The 17,500-nt window shown below is 47.1% G+C and carries 25 protein-coding genes; 2 read left to right on the top strand and 23 right to left on the bottom strand.

Annotated elements, in window-relative coordinates:
• Positions 1-7: 7 nt before the first annotated feature.
• The 23 genes from CSV76_RS15340 to CSV76_RS15240 form a co-directional block, all read right to left on the bottom strand.
• Entirely contained in the window at positions 8-1,378 is a 1,371-nt protein-coding gene (locus tag CSV76_RS15340; RefSeq protein ID WP_099626133.1) for a DEAD/DEAH box helicase, read from the bottom strand.
• Positions 1,371-1,664, bottom strand: a complete 294-nt coding sequence (locus CSV76_RS15335) for a VRR-NUC domain-containing protein (RefSeq protein ID WP_099626164.1) — start codon at positions 1,662-1,664, stop codon at positions 1,371-1,373. The genes CSV76_RS15340 and CSV76_RS15335 overlap by 8 nt, the downstream gene beginning before the upstream one ends.
• A 352-nt stretch (positions 1,665-2,016) precedes the next feature.
• Positions 2,017-4,005, bottom strand: a complete 1,989-nt coding sequence (locus CSV76_RS15330) for a virulence-associated E family protein (protein ID WP_233204512.1) — start codon at positions 4,003-4,005, stop codon at positions 2,017-2,019.
• Between the two features lie 493 nt (positions 4,006-4,498).
• A complete protein-coding gene (locus CSV76_RS15325; protein WP_233204515.1) occupies positions 4,499-4,756 on the bottom strand; it encodes a nucleoside triphosphate pyrophosphohydrolase family protein in 258 nt (85 codons plus the stop codon).
• A 557-nt stretch (positions 4,757-5,313) separates the two neighbouring features.
• A complete protein-coding gene (locus CSV76_RS15320; RefSeq protein WP_099626132.1) occupies positions 5,314-5,538 on the bottom strand; it encodes a hypothetical protein in 225 nt (74 codons plus the stop codon).
• Positions 5,519-6,217 carry an FAD-dependent thymidylate synthase gene (thyX, locus tag CSV76_RS15315; protein WP_199173080.1) on the bottom strand — a complete coding sequence of 233 codons (699 nt, stop codon included), beginning with the start codon at positions 6,215-6,217 and terminating at the stop codon, positions 5,519-5,521. The genes CSV76_RS15320 and thyX overlap by 20 nt, the downstream gene beginning before the upstream one ends.
• On the bottom strand, positions 6,214-6,708 hold the full coding sequence (locus CSV76_RS15310) for a hypothetical protein (protein ID WP_099626130.1): 495 nt from the start codon (positions 6,706-6,708) through the stop codon (positions 6,214-6,216). Before CSV76_RS15310 ends, thyX begins: the two co-directional genes overlap by 4 nt.
• Before the next feature lie 42 nt (positions 6,709-6,750).
• Positions 6,751-6,924 carry a hypothetical protein gene (locus tag CSV76_RS17425; RefSeq protein WP_158232829.1) on the bottom strand — a complete coding sequence of 58 codons (174 nt, stop codon included), beginning with the start codon at positions 6,922-6,924 and terminating at the stop codon, positions 6,751-6,753.
• A gap of 39 nt (positions 6,925-6,963) precedes the next feature.
• Positions 6,964-7,110: a hypothetical protein gene (locus tag CSV76_RS17420; RefSeq protein ID WP_158232828.1), complete on the bottom strand. Its 147-nt coding sequence runs from the start codon at positions 7,108-7,110 to the stop codon at positions 6,964-6,966.
• Positions 7,107-7,295: a hypothetical protein gene (locus tag CSV76_RS15305; RefSeq protein ID WP_099626129.1), complete on the bottom strand. Its 189-nt coding sequence runs from the start codon at positions 7,293-7,295 to the stop codon at positions 7,107-7,109. The genes CSV76_RS17420 and CSV76_RS15305 overlap by 4 nt, the downstream gene beginning before the upstream one ends.
• Positions 7,292-7,486 carry a hypothetical protein gene (locus tag CSV76_RS15300; RefSeq protein ID WP_099626128.1) on the bottom strand — a complete coding sequence of 65 codons (195 nt, stop codon included), beginning with the start codon at positions 7,484-7,486 and terminating at the stop codon, positions 7,292-7,294. The genes CSV76_RS15305 and CSV76_RS15300 overlap by 4 nt, the downstream gene beginning before the upstream one ends.
• A gap of 80 nt (positions 7,487-7,566) precedes the next feature.
• Positions 7,567-8,190, bottom strand: a complete 624-nt coding sequence (locus CSV76_RS15295) for a hypothetical protein (protein ID WP_158232827.1) — start codon at positions 8,188-8,190, stop codon at positions 7,567-7,569.
• Positions 8,150-8,551 (bottom strand): hypothetical protein, encoded by a 402-nt coding sequence (locus CSV76_RS15290; protein ID WP_099626126.1) that lies wholly within the window; start codon positions 8,549-8,551, stop codon positions 8,150-8,152. The genes CSV76_RS15295 and CSV76_RS15290 overlap by 41 nt, the downstream gene beginning before the upstream one ends.
• Positions 8,552-8,591: 40 nt before the next feature.
• A complete protein-coding gene (locus CSV76_RS15285; RefSeq protein ID WP_099626125.1) occupies positions 8,592-8,846 on the bottom strand; it encodes a hypothetical protein in 255 nt (84 codons plus the stop codon).
• A 30-nt stretch (positions 8,847-8,876) separates the two neighbouring features.
• On the bottom strand, positions 8,877-10,823 hold the full coding sequence (locus CSV76_RS15280; RefSeq protein ID WP_099626124.1) for a DNA polymerase: 1,947 nt from the start codon (positions 10,821-10,823) through the stop codon (positions 8,877-8,879).
• A 20-nt stretch (positions 10,824-10,843) separates the two neighbouring features.
• Positions 10,844-11,098 (bottom strand): hypothetical protein, encoded by a 255-nt coding sequence (locus CSV76_RS15275; protein WP_099626123.1) that lies wholly within the window; start codon positions 11,096-11,098, stop codon positions 10,844-10,846.
• Between the two features lie 65 nt (positions 11,099-11,163).
• Positions 11,164-11,742: a DUF2815 family protein gene (locus tag CSV76_RS15270; protein WP_099626122.1), complete on the bottom strand. Its 579-nt coding sequence runs from the start codon at positions 11,740-11,742 to the stop codon at positions 11,164-11,166.
• A gap of 53 nt (positions 11,743-11,795) precedes the next feature.
• Positions 11,796-12,995: a DUF2800 domain-containing protein gene (locus CSV76_RS15265; RefSeq protein WP_099626121.1), complete on the bottom strand. Its 1,200-nt coding sequence runs from the start codon at positions 12,993-12,995 to the stop codon at positions 11,796-11,798.
• The gene (locus CSV76_RS15260) at positions 12,992-13,402 is read right to left on the bottom strand and encodes a hypothetical protein (RefSeq protein WP_099626120.1); all 411 of its coding nucleotides are present in this window, start codon (positions 13,400-13,402) and stop codon (positions 12,992-12,994) included. The genes CSV76_RS15265 and CSV76_RS15260 overlap by 4 nt, the downstream gene beginning before the upstream one ends.
• Before the next feature lie 75 nt (positions 13,403-13,477).
• Positions 13,478-13,663, bottom strand: coding sequence for a hypothetical protein (locus CSV76_RS15255; protein WP_099626119.1), 186 nt, complete (start codon positions 13,661-13,663; stop codon positions 13,478-13,480).
• Positions 13,664-13,670: 7 nt separating this feature from the next.
• Complete coding sequence (locus CSV76_RS15250; RefSeq protein ID WP_099626118.1) at positions 13,671-14,195, bottom strand: hypothetical protein; 525 nt, start codon at positions 14,193-14,195, stop codon at positions 13,671-13,673.
• A gap of 513 nt (positions 14,196-14,708) precedes the next feature.
• Positions 14,709-14,870 (bottom strand): hypothetical protein, encoded by a 162-nt coding sequence (locus CSV76_RS17415; protein ID WP_158232826.1) that lies wholly within the window; start codon positions 14,868-14,870, stop codon positions 14,709-14,711.
• Positions 14,871-14,963: 93 nt separating this feature from the next.
• Positions 14,964-15,167: a helix-turn-helix transcriptional regulator gene (locus tag CSV76_RS15240; protein WP_099626116.1), complete on the bottom strand. Its 204-nt coding sequence runs from the start codon at positions 15,165-15,167 to the stop codon at positions 14,964-14,966.
• Between the two features lie 164 nt (positions 15,168-15,331).
• On the opposite strand from CSV76_RS15240, the gene CSV76_RS15235 reads away from it, so the two are divergent.
• Both CSV76_RS15235 and CSV76_RS15230 read left to right on the top strand, forming a co-directional pair.
• Complete coding sequence (locus CSV76_RS15235) at positions 15,332-15,958, top strand: LexA family protein (protein ID WP_233204511.1); 627 nt, start codon at positions 15,332-15,334, stop codon at positions 15,956-15,958.
• A gap of 79 nt (positions 15,959-16,037) precedes the next feature.
• Complete coding sequence (locus tag CSV76_RS15230) at positions 16,038-17,462, top strand: recombinase family protein (protein ID WP_143560381.1); 1,425 nt, start codon at positions 16,038-16,040, stop codon at positions 17,460-17,462.
• Positions 17,463-17,500: the final 38 nt, after the last annotated feature.

Raw genomic sequence — 17,500 nt, 5'->3', positions numbered from 1 at the left:
ACCGCGCTCAGCCCCTTTTCGCTTGTTCTATCCTTGCCTTGACCGCTTCCATCAACGCATCTTGTCCGATTTCCTTGTCTTGTAGAACACGCAATACCTGTTCGTCTGCCGTGTCTTTCGTCAAGAGGTGGTGCACAATCACGCTTTCTGTTTGCCCTTGCCTGTCCAGTCTTGCATTCGCTTGTTGGTAGAGTTCTAGGCTCCACGTCAACCCAAACCATACGATGATGTGCCCACCGTCTTGCAGATTCAATCCGTGCCCTGCTGAAGCTGGATGTGCAATTAGCAAGGGAATCTCTCCGCGGTTCCACCTCGCAATGGAATCTTCTTGGTCCAGTTCTTCTGCTTGCTTGAATCGTTCTCGAATTCTATCTCGGTCATGCTTGTAGCTGTAAAACAAAAGAATAGGCTGCCCTTGTGCTTCTTCCACGATGCTTTCTAAGGCTTCTAGCTTTTGGTCATGTATTGGTATGACTTCTTTGTCCTCACCGTAGATAGCCCCATTAGCTAATTGCAGAAGCTTACCCATCAGCCCTGCTGCATTGTTCGCCACTACGTCCGAGTCCTCAAATTCCAATATCTTGTCTTTCTCTAGCTGTTTATATAATTTCCGTTCTTTGTCGGTTAAATCGACATGTAGAACGTTGTCAATCCGTTCCGGTAAATTGAGATGGTCTTTCGCTTTCATCGAGATACAAATATCGCCTATGGTTTCATGTATGGTATCTTCTGCGCCTTGCTTCAACTCCCACGTATAGACGATGAACTTGGAAGGATCTCTCCTGCCTGGGTTGAAGTAGGTGTTGCGGTAACCTGTGACGGTCTTGCCTAGCCGTTCACCCTTATCCAGCAAATACAGCTGGGGCCATAAATCAATCAGACTGTTAGGTGCTGGGGTTCCGGTCAACCCGACAATGCGCTTGATGAACGGTCGGACTTTCCGGAGTTGCTTGAAACGTTTGGCGCTTGGGGATTTAAAACTCGACAGCTCGTCAATAACTACCATGTCAAACGGCCAATCTTTTCCGTAATGCTGTACTAGCCAATCCACGTTTTCGCGATTGATAACGTAGATGTGGGCTTTCGCTTCCAAAGCTTCCTGTCGTTTCTTAACAGATCCCAGCACTTTTGAAATCTTTAAATAGGCGGTATGGTTCCATTTCTCAGTCTCTCGGCTCCACGTGTCCTCGGCCACACGCTTAGGCGCGATAACTAGTACGCGTTCTACTTCAAATCGGTCATGCATAAGTTCAACGATGGCAGTCAAGGTGGCAATCGTTTTGCCGAGTCCCATATCTAAGAAAAGCCCGCTTGCCTCGTTATCCAGTACATGTTGGATGGCGTATGCCTGATAACTGTGTGGAATGAAGTTAGTCAAACAGATCGCCTCTTTCAATTGCGAGACACAGGCTCTCAATCTTATAGTTCGAATCGACTACTCGGACTAAGAACCCCATCTGCTCTAAATCCCGTTTTCTTTTCTCTTGTAGTGGTCGTAATTTCTGCCCGGGCTTTTTCATTTCCACGAATAGCATTTGCCCGCCTGGCAGTAGAAGTATACGATCCGGTACTCCCGACATTCCGGGACTTACAAATTTAGCAGACCAGCCGCCTAAACCTTTAATTCGTTTTGTCAGTTTTGCTTCCAAATCTTTTTCCAGCAAGCCATTCACCTTCTTCGCTAAAATATGACATGTTAACAATGTTAACGATATTTTTCGATTTTCTACGGGGGATAGCGTATTAAGCATTCATATACGTGTATACCCCCTATACCTATCCTTAATATATATAAATCTAATTTATAGTAATAAATGGTTAACATGGTTAACATGGAGGGTTGAACCCTTGCCCTGTATAGGTTTGAGGTGTTAACCATTTGCTAAAAAAGTTTGTTAACATCGTTGACATGGTTAACATTTTCAAGCCCTACCGTTAACGATGTTAACAATGTTAACGAATCGATATTGGACTTCGTTAACACCTTCAGATAAGGAAAACACCTCCAAATATTTCCTAATCTTCCATTTCTCCTAATCGGATGTACCCCCTTTGCGTACCAATTTCAGGACCGAAACGAAGGTGACCAGACTGGCTACCGTCGTGTAGTTTCCACCCCGGCATACGTCGTAAAATGGAGTTGATTTCTCTTCTGTCCATCATCGGAAACTTCTCCGGTCTGCCGTTCAATAGCTCGATCCATATCTCTAAAGCACACACTCTTTGGCGCTTTTCCGTGCCTTCGTCATCTAGTTCAAACGTACCATTGTAGAAGTCTTTACGGGCACTCATTTCAAGAGATTCAAAGTCTTCCGGTACTAATTTTTCAAGGTGCTCCTGTATCGGACCAAACAAAGGAGACTCCTCTGAATGCCCTTTCTGGATCTCCCACATTTGCTCTTCTAAAGCTTCCGGGAGATATAGCAATTCGCCTCCCTGGTAACAAGCTACCGCTTCCGCCCATAGCTGGTCGACCTCTTCCTTGCCTAACTGGTGCCACGGTTTCACTACATCCTGCTTGCCAACAGGCATAACCCAAAAACGACGATTGCCTGTCTGATCTCGCAAGAACTCTACATCATTCGTTGTACCAATGAATATGCACTGCCTAGGGAAATCGGCAACATGTCGCCCGTACGCCACTCGGAATCGGTCAATGCGTTTGGTTAGGAAGTGCTTGATAGACTCTACGTCCGCTTTACGTGTAGCGGATAGTTCGCCCATCTCCACGATCCATGCGCCCTGCAACTGCTCATACGCTTCTTTGCCTGTAACAGAGGTGAGGGAATCGGAGAACCAAGCACCCCCGAGTTTGCCCCACAGAGAAGATTTCCCGATGCCTTGCGGTCCGACCAGCGTCAGCATGTAGTCCATCTTGCATCCAGGGTCGAAGATCCGTGCGACTGCTGCCGCAAACGTCTTACGCGTAACCACACGGTTCAGCTCCGAATCTTCGGCACCTAACGACTCGATCAACAAGGCTTCCAGTCTCTCTACCCCGTCCCACTCTAGCCCTTCAAGATAATCCCGGACAGGGTGGAAACGGTGAGTGTGGAAGACCTGCGCTAACGCATCTTGTGTTTTCAGCACAGACGATATGCCGTACACGTTCTCTAGGTAATTCCGTAAACCGGCTTCATCGTAATCTCCGAAGTAATCGCCTTTCTCCTCTGCATCGCGCCAAGGTAGATTGCCTTTAATTAACGACCGCTGCACGAACTCGTTCAAAGCGAATCGCCCTTTCAAATTCGGGTCGTTCTCAAGAATCAGCAGTAGGTTAGAACGGGTATCCTCGATATCTCCGCTCTTAGAAATCGTCAGCTTCTTCGTCCAGCGCGTGTCGCGAGACTCCGAGGCTTCCATCCCTTCTTCTTCTTCTTCTTCCTCGTCCCCTTCGTCCATGAAGTCGAATTCAGCAGACGCAAGGCGCTCGGTGACCAAGGCCTCTTTTACCCGACCGTCTTCTCTCGCTAGTTTCGCCATCGCGACACTGGACGGCATACGACTGATCGGAGTATCCACCTTCGCGTCAACGTCTAACGCGTTGAACTTATGTAGACGGACCAAGTCGAACGCGTTAACAAGCAAGCCGCTGATCGGATCCGTGCCGTGGTGGCTGTACGCGAACTTACCGTTCTCGTAAAGAACCAAACCGCCTGCTGTGCTTCCGTCTACATACGAGTACCGACCGTCTGAGTGTTGCGTATATTGCTCGGACAGGAACGTCTCGATTGCTTCTTCTATTGAATAGGTTCTACAGAACGCGCCGATCATGCCCGGCTTCTCGTGCGGGTCACCTTGCTTATCCGCTAAACGCTGTTGAACTTTTGACTGCCGACTCGATACAGGCCATTCAAGCGGGTCGCGCCAGTCGTTGTACCGAGAGAGCACCGCGTCAGGGTCTAGCCAGTCCGTGTCTTGTACTTCGAATATATACTCTGCATCCGAGGCAGTGGACGGCCAATACATGAGACGGTGCGGTTGGTACGTCGTATCGTCGAACATGTCGATGCCGATGTCAGCGGCTATTTTCTTCGAGATGGCTACATACTCTTCAGGGGTAACGGTGCGGCTCAGCGGGATCACTAAGCGCACCTTCTGCTTATCCGGCTTGTGGGAATGAGTCGAGTACACCACGCAAGCATGGTCAAACAGCATCTCGACCGACGGCCAGAACTCGCCTTTGACAAAGTCTGCATCCAGTGTCACGACTTGACGCCATCCGACCGCATCTGCTTTCCTGCGGCCGCCTTTTAGACTGCCTCCGACAAAGCCGCCTACGTCCTTTACAGCGCCTTGCTCTTTCTTCGACATCTTCTGATACTCGGCATACGTTTCAGGTGTGCGTGTCGTCATCGACAATTTCCGTACAAGATCCGCCCAAGATACCTCGCTGTTCTTCCACGTTGTCGAGTGACGGCTAGAGGCTGTCGAGATAACGAACGAACCATTATGCTGAATATTCACTTGCTCTTTTTGTAGGTGTACCACAACTACTTCACTCCGATCTATTTACACTTGCGTGTTCGCTAAATCCTTCCGGGTAGCGTTTCTGTAATTTCTCAATGTTGCCTTCTGCTATTTCGCTTAACGACAGATCCGCTTCTCTAGCGATCTGCGAGATGTACCATAGGACGTCTCCGAGTTCTTTCGCCAGTTCGAGGTTTCCGTCTGTGTGTCCGTGGAAGAAGCGCTTCTTAATCAAATCGGATACTTCCCCCGCTTCACCCGAGATACCTAAACCGTAATTCAGCATAGCCAAGTTATCTGATACGGCAGTCCGGGCACTCAGTTTCTGATACTGGTCAAGACTTAAACCTGCATTGATCTGCAAACGCCCGATTTCTTTCTGCTGATACTGTAATGCATCAATTAACTCTTCATTAATCATCTGCTGCCAGTTGAACTTCTCAGGTGGGCAATCATCTAGGTTGTGAGTGTACTTACCAACACCTTTATCGGTCTGAGCGTCTATCTGACTTGTGATAGTTTGCAAGATGCGGTCTTTAATAGAAGAAACAGGCACTGGTTCAGGTTGAACCGGAGGTACAGCAACCACTGCTTCTTCCTTGCTCACTTCGACTGCAGGCGGAGGGGTAGCTGTTTGCTTCTTCTTATTCACTAACCCCACTGCACGTTTCCAGTCGTACCATTGATTAGCGGGTAAGCGGTGCTTGTCCATAATCTGCTGATCCGTCATCTTCTTCGCTTTCATCAATTGGTAGTCTTCCAGAGAAATAGGGAAGTCTTTCACCAGTTTCCTTCTTTCATAGACCGCGTTCATTTTCTCTATGTTCTCCTGCTTTTTTACGTTCATTTCAATCGCTCCTTGTCTATTAACAGCCCGTTGACTCTGCGCCAAGCGTAATATTTTTTCTGGCTCATACCCGACAACTTGTAAATCTCCTCATGAGACATGCCCGCTTTGCGGCACCTGTGGAAAATCGATACATCCAGTAAACCCTTCTTCAAAAGCTTCACGAGCACCCTCTTCTCAAAGACCGCCTGCATCATCTCTTTATTTGGCGTTTGGTTCATGGGCTTTTCTCCACGCTTCATAAACAGCCGGAAACTCTTGCACTACATATACTTCCACCGCTTCTGCATACACTTGGATTTCCTTCTGTGCGTGCAAGTCAAGGCGCTGATCTAGGAAATGTAAGACCGACTGCAGACTAGCGGACCAGTAATACCGAATGTATAAACCGTAAGCAGGTAAGAATAGGCGGGCTTGTTCTGCACAGACACCGTCAGTCATAGCTTGGTTGTACAGGTTTTCACTAAGTTCCGCATGTAACTGAATTGCTTCCGTCCAGTTTTTCCCTTTACTTTCTGGAAGATTCTCTCCGCTGCCCTGCTTACTGTCTTCAGGTGCGCCTCGCCATTCTGCTGGGCTGGGAATGTAGAACTCCGGCACTTCAGTCACATATCGTCGACTGCTTTCATTCCAGCTATCCATCGTGTGATCTGAGCCGACAACGTGCTTCCAGTGTTGACGCGCCATCATCAAAGGCGAATAGATTTCAAACTGCATGTTCGCATGCCGGAACGGGCTAGTGTGCCCTTCGCGGATTAAGTACGCTATTAAGCTCTCATCCTTTTCGTTCAGTGCGTAGCTTTCCTTGTCGAACGAGACACGTGCCGCATTAACGATGGATAGGTCGCTGCCCATCTTGTCCACCAGTCGTACATAGCCTTTATCCAATACCTTCTTCATAGTCGATTTCCCCATTTCGTTTTCTGTTTGTTGTTTTCATGATATTTCCGTGTTCCGGCTGCTATCCGTTTTGCTTGCTCTTTCTGCGTAACTTTAGGAGTGGTCAGCGCTTCTTCTTCGGACCAGCCAAGCATGTGAATCCGCGTAGACACTAAATTTGGATATAAGCCAATTTTCGCCATTTCCGCGAGCTGTTCTTCTGTCCATTTCGACCTTCGCACAGGCTTGGTTGCCGCTTCTTCAGGAGACAGCCCTCGTATGCGCGTCCGGTTATAGAAGTTATCGCGCGTCACGTGGTTCTGCTTGGCTATCGATTCCCACTCTTCCCATAAGTTCTGAAACGCTTCGTTGGGTCTGTTTGGGGTTTCTGTGATGGCTCGGTCTACCGTCCATCCGTATTCTTGGACGCGCTGGGTGGCAAGCCTGCGACTAATGCCGTTCGCTTCTGCGGTTAGAAAATCGTCTTCTAGTAAGAAATAACGTTCTTCCATGGTGGTGTTCTCCTTTCTTGTTTGGGTTTATGGTCGTACTGCTTAGTAAGGTTTATCCATTAAGGTTTTAGTTTTATCATGTCCCCAATCGAATTGAGTGATAATTAAACGACCATCCCTGAGCTTGAAATTCAGCATATCCTCTTGTTCTTCATCAGAATTAGCGGTCTTTATCAACCTCTCTAATTGCTGTACTGAGAGCGTAAATTCAACCATTATCTCGTCCTCCTTATTCATCATTATGTGTCTACTGCTTCACTTCCTACGTCCTCTATTGGACTCATCCTGGATAAACCGCAAGCCCTCATATTGGAGGACTGTAGGTTTACCGTTCTTACGTTTGGTTACCGTGACGGTGGGTGTCGGGTTGATGATGATGGCTCCGTGTTTGCCTGGGATCATTCTGAATCCTCCAAAGTAATTTCAACACCAATCGTTTCAGCGTCTTGGAATAAATCAGAATAGATTTCTTCAGCGCGTTGTATTGCCATATTTCTAAGCGCTCGGGATTCATACATTGCTTTAGCGGCTTCTTCCTCTTCTGGCTTAATTGTTTTTATCAATGTTATAACTGTTTTTGTAATCATTCCGACCCCTCCCGATAATTCCGATTACTTTCCGATCCGTAAAGCGTCTCCCACATTCTTCGGTTGTCCGCTTCAAGACTAAGACGGTTAGCGCGTTCAACTTCTAATTGCTGATTTCGTTCTTTTATCTGTTCGCGTAACATGCTGATAAATGCTTTTTGTTCTTCAATAAGAAAGTTTCTATTCGGCATTACAGATCCCGTCCTCTCATATATCCCAGCCCGTAAGCCAGTAAGAATATTAAGCTACTGATCACGTAAACTTTCACCATTTACTGCACTCTCACAGGCATCAGCACTACGTCTATGTCAGGAGCGCTAAACATCAGCGGGCGAACTGCCGATTCATCACCCGTAATATCTATTTCAACCGCGTGTCCGCTGAACACTTTCAAGCACTGGACAAGTCTTGTTCCGTCAAAGTGGCGACTGAAATCGGTATCGCTGCCTTGTCCGATCTCCCACTCACCTCGCGTACCGTCCAGAAGTTCGAAAGATAGGTGAAGAAGATTATCTCTGCTGTACAGGTGCATAAGCTGATTGCCTTTATCGTCAGAAACAGAACCCGAGGCTTTCATAACCGCTTCAAAAGCAGAAGCCGCGTCCAGCCAAGTATCGAGGTCAACGGTTGCGCACGGTTCGTGTTCAGGGAAGAACCGTTCCAAATCCACTTTGTCTACGTCCTTGTCTGCAGGTGTGCCGTTCAGCTTGAGTATCTGATAATCGCCAGGTTCACCGGTTTTAATGCGTAGCACTTGAACGGCATCAGTAGCTAGGTAATTTCCGTTTTCATCTATTTGATATCCCGCTATAGCTTTTTTCATATGGTCAGGATTTACAAAGTTCTTTTTATGTTTATGAAATCGTGATTCCAAGTTCATCGATGAACACCTCACCTTTCTTTAATTCGAACCCTTCGTACAGGTGGGCTACGTTTTGCAGGCTAATAAACCCGCTTTTATGCATCAAAGTTAGTCCGTAGAAGTCTGTAAAAGCTATAGTCAGCGGGCTACCTTTCGGAACTTTCTTGCAGTAGGCTTTGATTAAGGCTCCGTCCACTACCACACCGTTTGAGAACTGTATCGGCTGGACGGTTGACTTGTAGCGAGGTAGAGAGCGTTCAAGGGTTTCAATCTTCTCTCCTAAACGTCTTGCTTCTGCTGTGTCTTTCTCTTTCCGAGCAGCAGTCTGGAGCTTCTTCAAGTGCCGTATTTCGGCTTGTACGCTCTTTCGCTTCTCAATCAGTTGCTGTTTCATTGGATTGACTCCTTTTGTCGTAGTTCGGTCTTATTGCTGTTTAATCTTCTATAACCAAAAGCTGTTTATCCTGAATACCTTGTTGACAGCGCAGACCAGAACCTTTTGATTTAAGAAAAACTATATTGTGTTCTTTTTCCCCGAACCAATTTCGATTTTCGTGATTAACGACTCTCAAAGTATTACCTTCTCTTAACCACGCATGGTTCGGTTTAGGGTTGTTGACTATCCTCACCAACGCATTACGTTTGATTTCTTTACCGTTTACATCTTTCGCTATTGTGATTTTATCCATTTCCACTCCTCCTTTTCTGTCAAATGCGTATCAATCTTTCATATAGAAAGTAGTTTCAAAACCTTCAGCGTTGAGCGTAAGACCTGGCGCCCAGTCAATCGGTTGACTCATGATCTCCTCGACATCTGCTAAACTGCCGAACCCTATCGGTGTATCGGTGACCAGTTCATCGTGTACGTGCATAACAATTCGATAACCTGCTTCTTCGACTCGCATCATGGACTCAGCTAGACAATCCCTTGCGGTTGCTTGGACGATGTTCTCCACCAGTTTCCCTCCATAGGTTTCGACCTTTCCCCATTTACCGACGGAGTTTAAGCCCATAAACTCTATAGAAGGTTGTCCGAACTTCCCTTCGACAATCCGCGGCTTGACGTAGGCTAGTTGACGTCCGCTTGGAAGCGTGACGTACAAGATGCCTTTCAAGTGTTGGAATACTATGCCGTGGGTCTTGACAGACGTTTTATCTCGTACGGCTTCTATCGCGGCTCGGTCACAGGCGTACCAGAAGTTCACAATGTTCTTGTTCGCGGCACGCCACGCGTTAACCAAACCTTGTAACTCGCCTTCTTCTAGTCCCATATCAAGTGCGCCCATTGCCTTTAAAGCACCTGGTCCGCCTTGATAACCTAAAGCCAATTCAGAGACTTTGCCTCGCTGTCGTAAGTCCGAACCTTTATCAATCGACTCGATCGGCACGTTGAACATCTCGGCAGCAGAGGCTTCATAAATCTTGCCGTGAGTCTCGAATACGCGTAAGCGCCAGTTCTCTTGTGCGAACCATGCAATGACTCGGGCTTCAATAGCCGAGAAATCCGAGACGATGAGACGGTTACCTGGTGACGCAATCAACGCGGTACGAACTAGCTGAGAAAGGATATCGTTTTTCGATTCTTTGAAGAGTAGATCCACGCTGTCAAAGTTGCCTGCCTTGATGACCTTGCTTGCGTTTTCGATATCGTGGATATAGTTTTTCGTTAGGTTCTGCACCTGGACGATACGTCCTGCCCATCTGCCTGTACGCCCTGCACCGTAAAACTGCAATAACCCTTTAATTCGTCCGTCCGAACAGACAGACCGCTCCATCGCTTTGTACTTGGAAACGGATGCCTTGGACAGTTGCCTGCGGTTTACTAGCACTTGTTTGACGTCGCTCTCGCTCATATTGCTAAGGGCGTTGTCTATCGTTTCTGCCTGCATATTGGGTAGGTCTACACCTTGTTCAGATAGCCAACCTCTCAACTGCGCGGGGCTGTTCGGGTTCACAAGCCCTGTGAGTTCTTTTGATTGAGCCAACAGTTCTTTCGCGAACTCTTCATTACACTTAATGGCTTGGTCTACTAGTAAACGGTCCAAGTACACCCCTCGGTCATTAATGCGTTGATCCAGTGACCACAAGTCTTGTTCAAATGGACTGACAGACAAAGCGGGATCGATCTTCTTACGAATCGCCATTTCGACTTCTACGTCTATTCGGTTGTACTCTTTGTACATCTCCCACTTTTCACGGTCGTGTTCAGGAAGGTTACGTGTACGTCCTTCATTCGTTTTCGTCGGTTTGCACGGTATCGAGAAATAGCGGATCAGTGCTTTACCTGCGGTGTCTTTCTGCTGATCCAAGTTGAGGGCTTCTGCGACTCCTGCCAAGTTGCCAGGCAGTCCAAGCCGTGAAGCATCTACTGCTGTGCATTTCCATTGTTCAGGCGGTTGTTCAATATGAAAGTGAGCGGCTATACACGTACGTTCAAAGTTCGCATTGTAGGCTACCTTCTGAACAGCCGGATCGTATAGCGCTTTGTATACTGCAGAGGGAAGTTCCTCTCCTTCAGCAAGGTCTACGACTTCCACTGGTGCGCCATCTGCCGAGTAAGCAAAGAGCAGAATCTCAAAGTCCGGAGAATCCGCGTAGGCATACACCCCGCATTTGAGTAGATCCACACTAGAAAAAGTTTCTATGTCGATATTGAGTACCTTCATGGTTTCCCTCCCGTCTCGTTTTACTCACGTTCTGACAAAAAAGAAATCACTTCTTCAATTACGTCTTCGTCAGCAAAATCTAAGTCACCGACTGCCTCTAATACTTCTGAATCTTCATAAGGCATTCTTTCAAACATCTGGCTGTCAAAACTTTTCTTATCGCTCGTCTTGCCTAAACTGTGAGGAACCATTGTGTAATCAAAAGTCAGCCCTTTATAAGTCAGTTCATGCTTTACCTTTCCTTCAGCCGTGTAAGTTACTTTATATTCCGCCATTCAAATCTCTTCCTCTCCGTTTTTGGTATAAAGAAAGAGGGCAGTCGCGCCCTCCTGTTGTTTGATTAATCCAAGAAACTTTCTTCATCGTCATCTTCGAACTCGTCTGCAAAGTCATCTTCTGCATTGTTCTTGCCTGCGAACGCTTCTCCGTCACGAGTGAACATGAGGTTATTCAGCCCTGCTGATACCCCTTTACTGCCTTGTGCATCGTAAGCGAAGAAGTTGATAACCGCTTTGCCGTAGCATCCAGAGTAGAACTCTGATTCGTCCGTTATCTCAATGAAGCGAACACCACTGCCTGCCGGAGCTTTCTTGATGATGCCGGGCTTGCTTTTACTCGTACAGTTTAGGAACATGTGGTCTTTGTACGCTGGATCGTCTGGACGTTCTTCGTCACCGTCTCGGAATGTCGTTTTCGGTTTAGCCGGGAACTTCTTACCGAACTTTTCCACTCCTGCCTGTTGAGCAGCGGCAATTCCTTGTTCAACTGCCTTGATCGTTTCTGTGTCACTTTTCGGGATTAGAAGGGAAACACTGTACTTCTCGTCCGTTGATCCGGGCATTGCTTTTGGTTCGAAAACCTGTGCGTAAGACATGCGTACCTCGTTAGTTGTAACTTTCGTTCCGTTGATTTTAGCCATTTTGTTTGATCTCCTTTTCGCCTCTTTGGGCTGTGTTTTATTTTGGTGTTGCTTTAATCTAGTAGATCGTCTCCGAAGTCTGCTTCTGCCGATGCCGCGCTGTTGAGTTCAGGTCGCTTGTCCGTTTCGACGACTAAAGCGGGCTTGCCAGGCGGCTTCTCTATTAAACTGCCAAGTGTTTCAGAGAACACTTTCTTGCCAAGCACTTTCTCTAGTGCGGTGATCGTCTTCAGTTCTTGCGGCTTGTAGATGTCCGTTTCTGCATACTCTTTCTCTTTCAAGAGTTCTGCAACAGCTTCTGGATCCGTGTACTTGCGGTTGCTTCGACCCTCGACTAGTTTCCAGCCGTCAAACTTGGTACCGTGTTTCTCGGCTTGCTCTAAAGCGTAGGCTTCGACATCTTTTGCCCACTTCTGTAGTTCGCCTGTTTTCGCTAAGATTTCCGCAATCTCTTCATTCGACAGAAGTTTCGGTTCTGCAAAGTCGTACTCAGCCATAGCCAAGTTCTCTTCTGCCCTTGCTCTACATGTTGGGGCTACTTTACAGAAGCGACAGTGTTCGCCAGGTTGGAAATCTCCTTCTCCTGCCCACGCCATAACTGCTTTCGGCTTGACCTCGTTGTCCGCCCACTCAAGCAATTCATCGGCTGTCAGCGTCTCAGTAGAGACACTGTCAAGCCTTGGCTGTACGATCGTCATTCGCACCTTGTCAATGTCGTACAGAAGGCTGTAACGGTCGTAAGCACCTAAGCCATACAATCGCATTTGTGGGTTGTCTACGGCACTCACGGGCACACCCTTGCCATACTTCAAGTCCACTACTTCTACTTGGTCATCTGCCATGATGAGTACGTCACCAGTACCGAATCCTTCCGGCACCCAAGCAGAGAAGTCGAGGCGCTGTTCGATTAAGACCAATGCATCTGGCGTAGTCGCTCTTGCCTCATTGACTCGTTCCATGACTACATCCACGTATGACTGCACGTAATCTTCCATAGATTGCGAGTAATGTTCATTTTCACGTTTAAACTTGTTGAGCCGTACCGATCTAGCCCGTTTACTGATTTCACCGATTTCATGCAACAGGAATATTTCCGAGAGTTCGTGCGCTGCCGTTCCTTCTTCTGCGAACACGGATGAACTATCCGGCATATCTTTTTCAAGCTCAGCAGAAGGAGGGCAAGCCATCCAGCGGGAAGATCCGGACGCGCTAAGTCTTGCGTGCGCTCTCTCACTGTGGGGCTGTTGCGTCATACCGTTAGCCCTACTGTTTCGAGTAAGTTTTCATAGTCGGCTGGATCTACGTCAGTCAACTTCTTCACGCCTAATGCTGTCAGCGCTTCCTTCACTAACACTTGATTTGCCTTACCTTCTGCCGTGAAAGTGGATAGCTTGCCGCGCACCACCTCTAGTGAAATGCCAGGTTCTTCTTTTTTAGTAGGTGCTTCCTCTTGCACTGGCTCTTCTGCTTTTTCAACAAGGGTTGTTTCTTTTACAGGTTCTTCTACCTTTGCAGGTGTTTCGACTTTCTCCGTAGCGGGCTTGTCTGTATTCACAGGCGCTTCTGTCGGTAAAGGTAAACCTGTATTGCCGAGTGCTGTTGCTAGGTTGTTGATTGCGCCTACTAACTCAGGTGCGTCGATTGTGATAGTAATATTCATGGTATATATCCTCCTGTTTTGTGGTATGATGGTGTAAATAGTTTTTGTTCAGCGCCCACTTTGCCGAGTGGGTGTTTATTTTGGTTCCACACTGAATACTTCGATTCGTTTTCTCATTACAGGTTCTATCTCGTTGCCTGCGTTGATAATCAACTCGTCTTGCGCTTCGAAAGAGAGTTTGTGAAACTCTGCTTCTGTCATATCTAGCGTAGTCGTAAACTTTGTACCCGAAACTATCTCGCCTTGAATCTCGATTGCCATTCCTGTCTCACCTCCTCTCAAGATGTTGCGTGTTTAAGTTGAACTGCATTTCCGCAATGTCGCGCCAAGGTGAACTCTTGAGGGCTTCCTGCAGGGATTGCTTCTGTGTCATAGTAGGTGTCGTTCTCGCCCTCTCAGCTGACCAGCCGCTTCGCATACGTTCTCGAAACCTCTCTGCGCTGATGCCATTGGCTTCTGCCTCGGCAATATCCTTAGGGTCGTACTTCTGATTCACCAGGCTGGCTCTTTTCGTTCTCTCCTTTTGAGAGAGTACGGGTGTGTTTGCCGCTTCTTCTAGTGCCCAACCTAGCTTTAAACGCTTAGCAAACGCGTCTGCAGAGACGCCATTCGCTCTTGCCAGCTTTAAATGCTCAATGCGTGTCCGAATGATTTTTCTAGTCGGCTGCGTAATCGCCCGATCAATATCCCACCCAGCCCGTCCTACTCGATACTTCAAGGTTTCTTCACTGATTCCGTTGGATTTTGCAACCTCTCGATCTTCAGGTGTTAAGTAGTAATACCGTCTACTCATTAACGTTTCACCCCCATTTCATTCTTCAGCGCCATCCAAGCGAACTATCTCACGGTAGCTCTTCGGGTTTTTACGCTTCGCTATTTTGCGTTTGTAAGCGCTGGAACCGTAGTACCGTATTGTTCGAGGTTGTACTTTTAGCTCCTTTGCAATCTCGACGTAAGTCCCTATCGCTAGCAACTCCTCGCCCTTATACAGTGCGAACTCTTTTGCTCTACGCCCGCTCAACTTAATCCCCGCCTCTCTCGTTCTTGCTCTGCTCTTGTTTCTAGGCACTCGTCGCAAGTCGGGGCGTAGCCATCTGCTTCTTGTACGTAAGTACCGCACCACTTACAGTCGGTTTCAGATACTGTGAAAATTTGACTCCCCATCAATAGCACCCACTTTCTTCATGTTGCTAACCCTGCTATAAACCTGATAACTTCTACTAATTCAGTAGTTATGAAACGGTAGAACATGAACGCGGGATATGCGACTAAGGCAAAGGCCAGCATGGCTGTGAAGCTCACTACTTTAAACTGTGCAGCCGTCATAGCTTTCTACCTCCAAGCGCATAGCTGAGGTTGTCGGGTTAAGCGTTTCAAAAATACTAATCTCCAAATCTCTTGGAAGTTCTACTTTCGACAAATCCTCTATGACGTTTCCGTTTCTGTCGATATTGATGATGCGCTTCATAACGTCACTCCCTTCCTCTTTTAAGGTTTGCTAGGTATTTCTTGTCCATTCCCCAGCTACCCATCGATGGGTATACTTCGGTTTTTCTGAAGTCTAACCTAAAAAAATATCATTCACTGTAACTCCTAAAGCTTCAGCGAGAGTCGCTACGGTTTCATACCTTGCTTTCCGAAGATTGTTAACGTCTGCTTCATACAATCCGATACTGCGTGAAGTCATCCCCGCTTTACGGGCAAGCTCTTCTTGGGACAGATCCGCTTTAACACGTAAGACTTTCAATTTCTCTTTTTCGACCATTTTCTTTGCCTCCTTTGCTATCTGTCTATAACTATACACTTCGGTTTTTCTGAAGTCAAGCGTTAAATTACAGAAAATCCGAATTATCGACAAGAAACACACTTCACTTTATCCGAATTATGGTGTATACTATATGTAGGAAGTGAAGGAGGTGAAACAAAATAGTGAATTCTTTTTTCGCCCAAAATCTCCGTTATTTACGGGAAAGACAAAAAATTGAGCAACTTGAGCTGGCCAAGCTCTTAGGGAGAAAGAGTGCCTCGTCAATCAGTGAATGGGAAAAAGGTACTTACACCCCTAAGTCCGGTGTAATCTCGGACATTGCTAGAATCTTCAATGTGAAGATTGACGAACTCATGTCTGTGGATCTTTCTAGGCCTTCGAATCTCATGAGCGTGGCGCCTCAGACAGTAAGAGTTCCGATACTCGGAGTGATTGCTTGCGGTGATCCGATTCTTGCAGAAGAGAATATTAAAGGCTACCGGTTCGAATCTCCGGAAGACCTTCCTGGTGGAACTCTCTTCTACTTGGAGGCAGAAGGTGACAGTATGGAACCTACTATCCCGAACGGATCGCACGTATTGATTCGAGAGCAACCAGAAGTGGAATACGGGGAGATAGCGGCTGTGCTGCTGAACAGCGACTCAGAAGCCACTCTCAAGCGCGTCAAGAAGCAAGGCGACATGATAATGCTTATGCCTGACAATCCAGCTCATGCGCCCTACATCATCACGGAGGACAACCCAGCACGCATCATAGGTAAAGCAATGCGTTATGTGCAAGACCTTTAATTTTTAGGCCTAAGAATTAATAAGAGTAAGAGCAGCCCATCCGCTGCTCTTTTCTCTACCACGAAAGGAGAGGCTATTGTTGATAGCTGATAAGACGGTAAGAGTGTTTCTGTACATTCGGGTGTCTACGCAAGAACAAGCCCGTGAAGGCTACTCTATAGGCGCACAAGAGGAGCGGTTGAGGGCGTATGCAAAAGCCAAAGGCTACACAGTGGTGAAAGTCTATATAGATCCTGGTCTGACGGGATCCAATTTGGAAAGGCCCGCGCTACAAGAAATGATTAGACAGATTGATCAAGGCTCAGTTGATCTAGTCCTCGTATACAAACTGGACCGCCTCAGTCGCTCTCAAAAAGATACGTTGTTCTTGATTGAAGAAGTGTTCTTGAAAAATCACGTGGATTTTGTAAGCATGAACGAATCGTTTGATACGTCCACACCGTTCGGGCGGGCTATGATTGGCATACTATCCGTGTTCGCCCAGCTGGAACGAGAACAGATTCGTGAGCGGTCTATGATGGGCAAAGAAGCCAGAGCCAAGGAAGGGAAATGGCACGGGGGTGGAGGCGTAGAGCGTCTTGCTACAGGCTATTCTTACTCAGAGGGTGCCCTTACGGTAAACGAATATGAAGCGGAGCTTGTCAGAACCGTTTTTGCAGACTACAACAAAGGGCATGGTGCGAATAAGATTTTCCGAAAGGTAGCGAATCAATACCCAGGCGTCATCGCCTCGGAAACGTCGATTCGTAACATCCTTCGAAACCTTTTGTACATCGGGAAGATTAAGTATAAAGAAGAGATATTTGAGGGTTTGCATGAACCGATCGTAGACGAAAAAGTCTTTCATCGTACGCAAGACCTGCTGAAGAAACGGACCGTTACTGCAGTGCCTTTTCGGAAGAGTTATGTGTTTAGTGGGTTACTCTACTGCGGGCTTTGCGGAGCTAGAATGTTTGGGCGCTCGGGAGGCAGGCTGAAAAATGGAAACAGCATGCGTTATTACGTTTGCTACTCTAGGCAAGGTAACCGAGATCACATGATAACAGATCGGGACTGTAAGAAGAAAAGCGAGCGAAAAGAAAAACTTGAAGAGGCTATCTTTGTCGAGTTAAGGAAAGTGAACATGCGTTTTGTGGAAGGACGCAGAGCGGATGATGCAGGAGAAGCTAGCCGTGCGCTTGTGCTTGAAAAAGAAATTGCCAGTGTTGAGAAGCAAATTGCGAAGTTGGTGGATCTGTATAGCCTGGACAGCATCCCTTTGGATATCATGTCTGAGAAGATGGAAAGTCTAAAAAGTAAGAGGGATAGCATTCGTCGCCATCTTAGCGAGCTACAAGTTGAAGAGGCTGTAGAGAGTGACGAGGACTTAAAAGAAATAATCTCTTCGCTATCCGCGTTCGACTGGGATAACGAAGAGATTGAAAAGAAACGGCTTATTGCGGCCAAACTGATTAACAAGATCTCTGTTTACGAGGACCGCATCGACATAGAATGGGCGTTTTAAACGCCTACATAATCTATGTTGCAAATAACCTCGACATG

The organism is Sporosarcina sp. P17b (genome assembly GCF_002743115.1).
GTDB lineage: Bacteria > Bacillota > Bacilli > Bacillales_A > Planococcaceae > Sporosarcina > Sporosarcina ureae_C.
The sequence above is the reverse complement of the archived record's forward strand: the minus strand, read 5'-3'. Positions and strand labels throughout refer to the sequence as shown.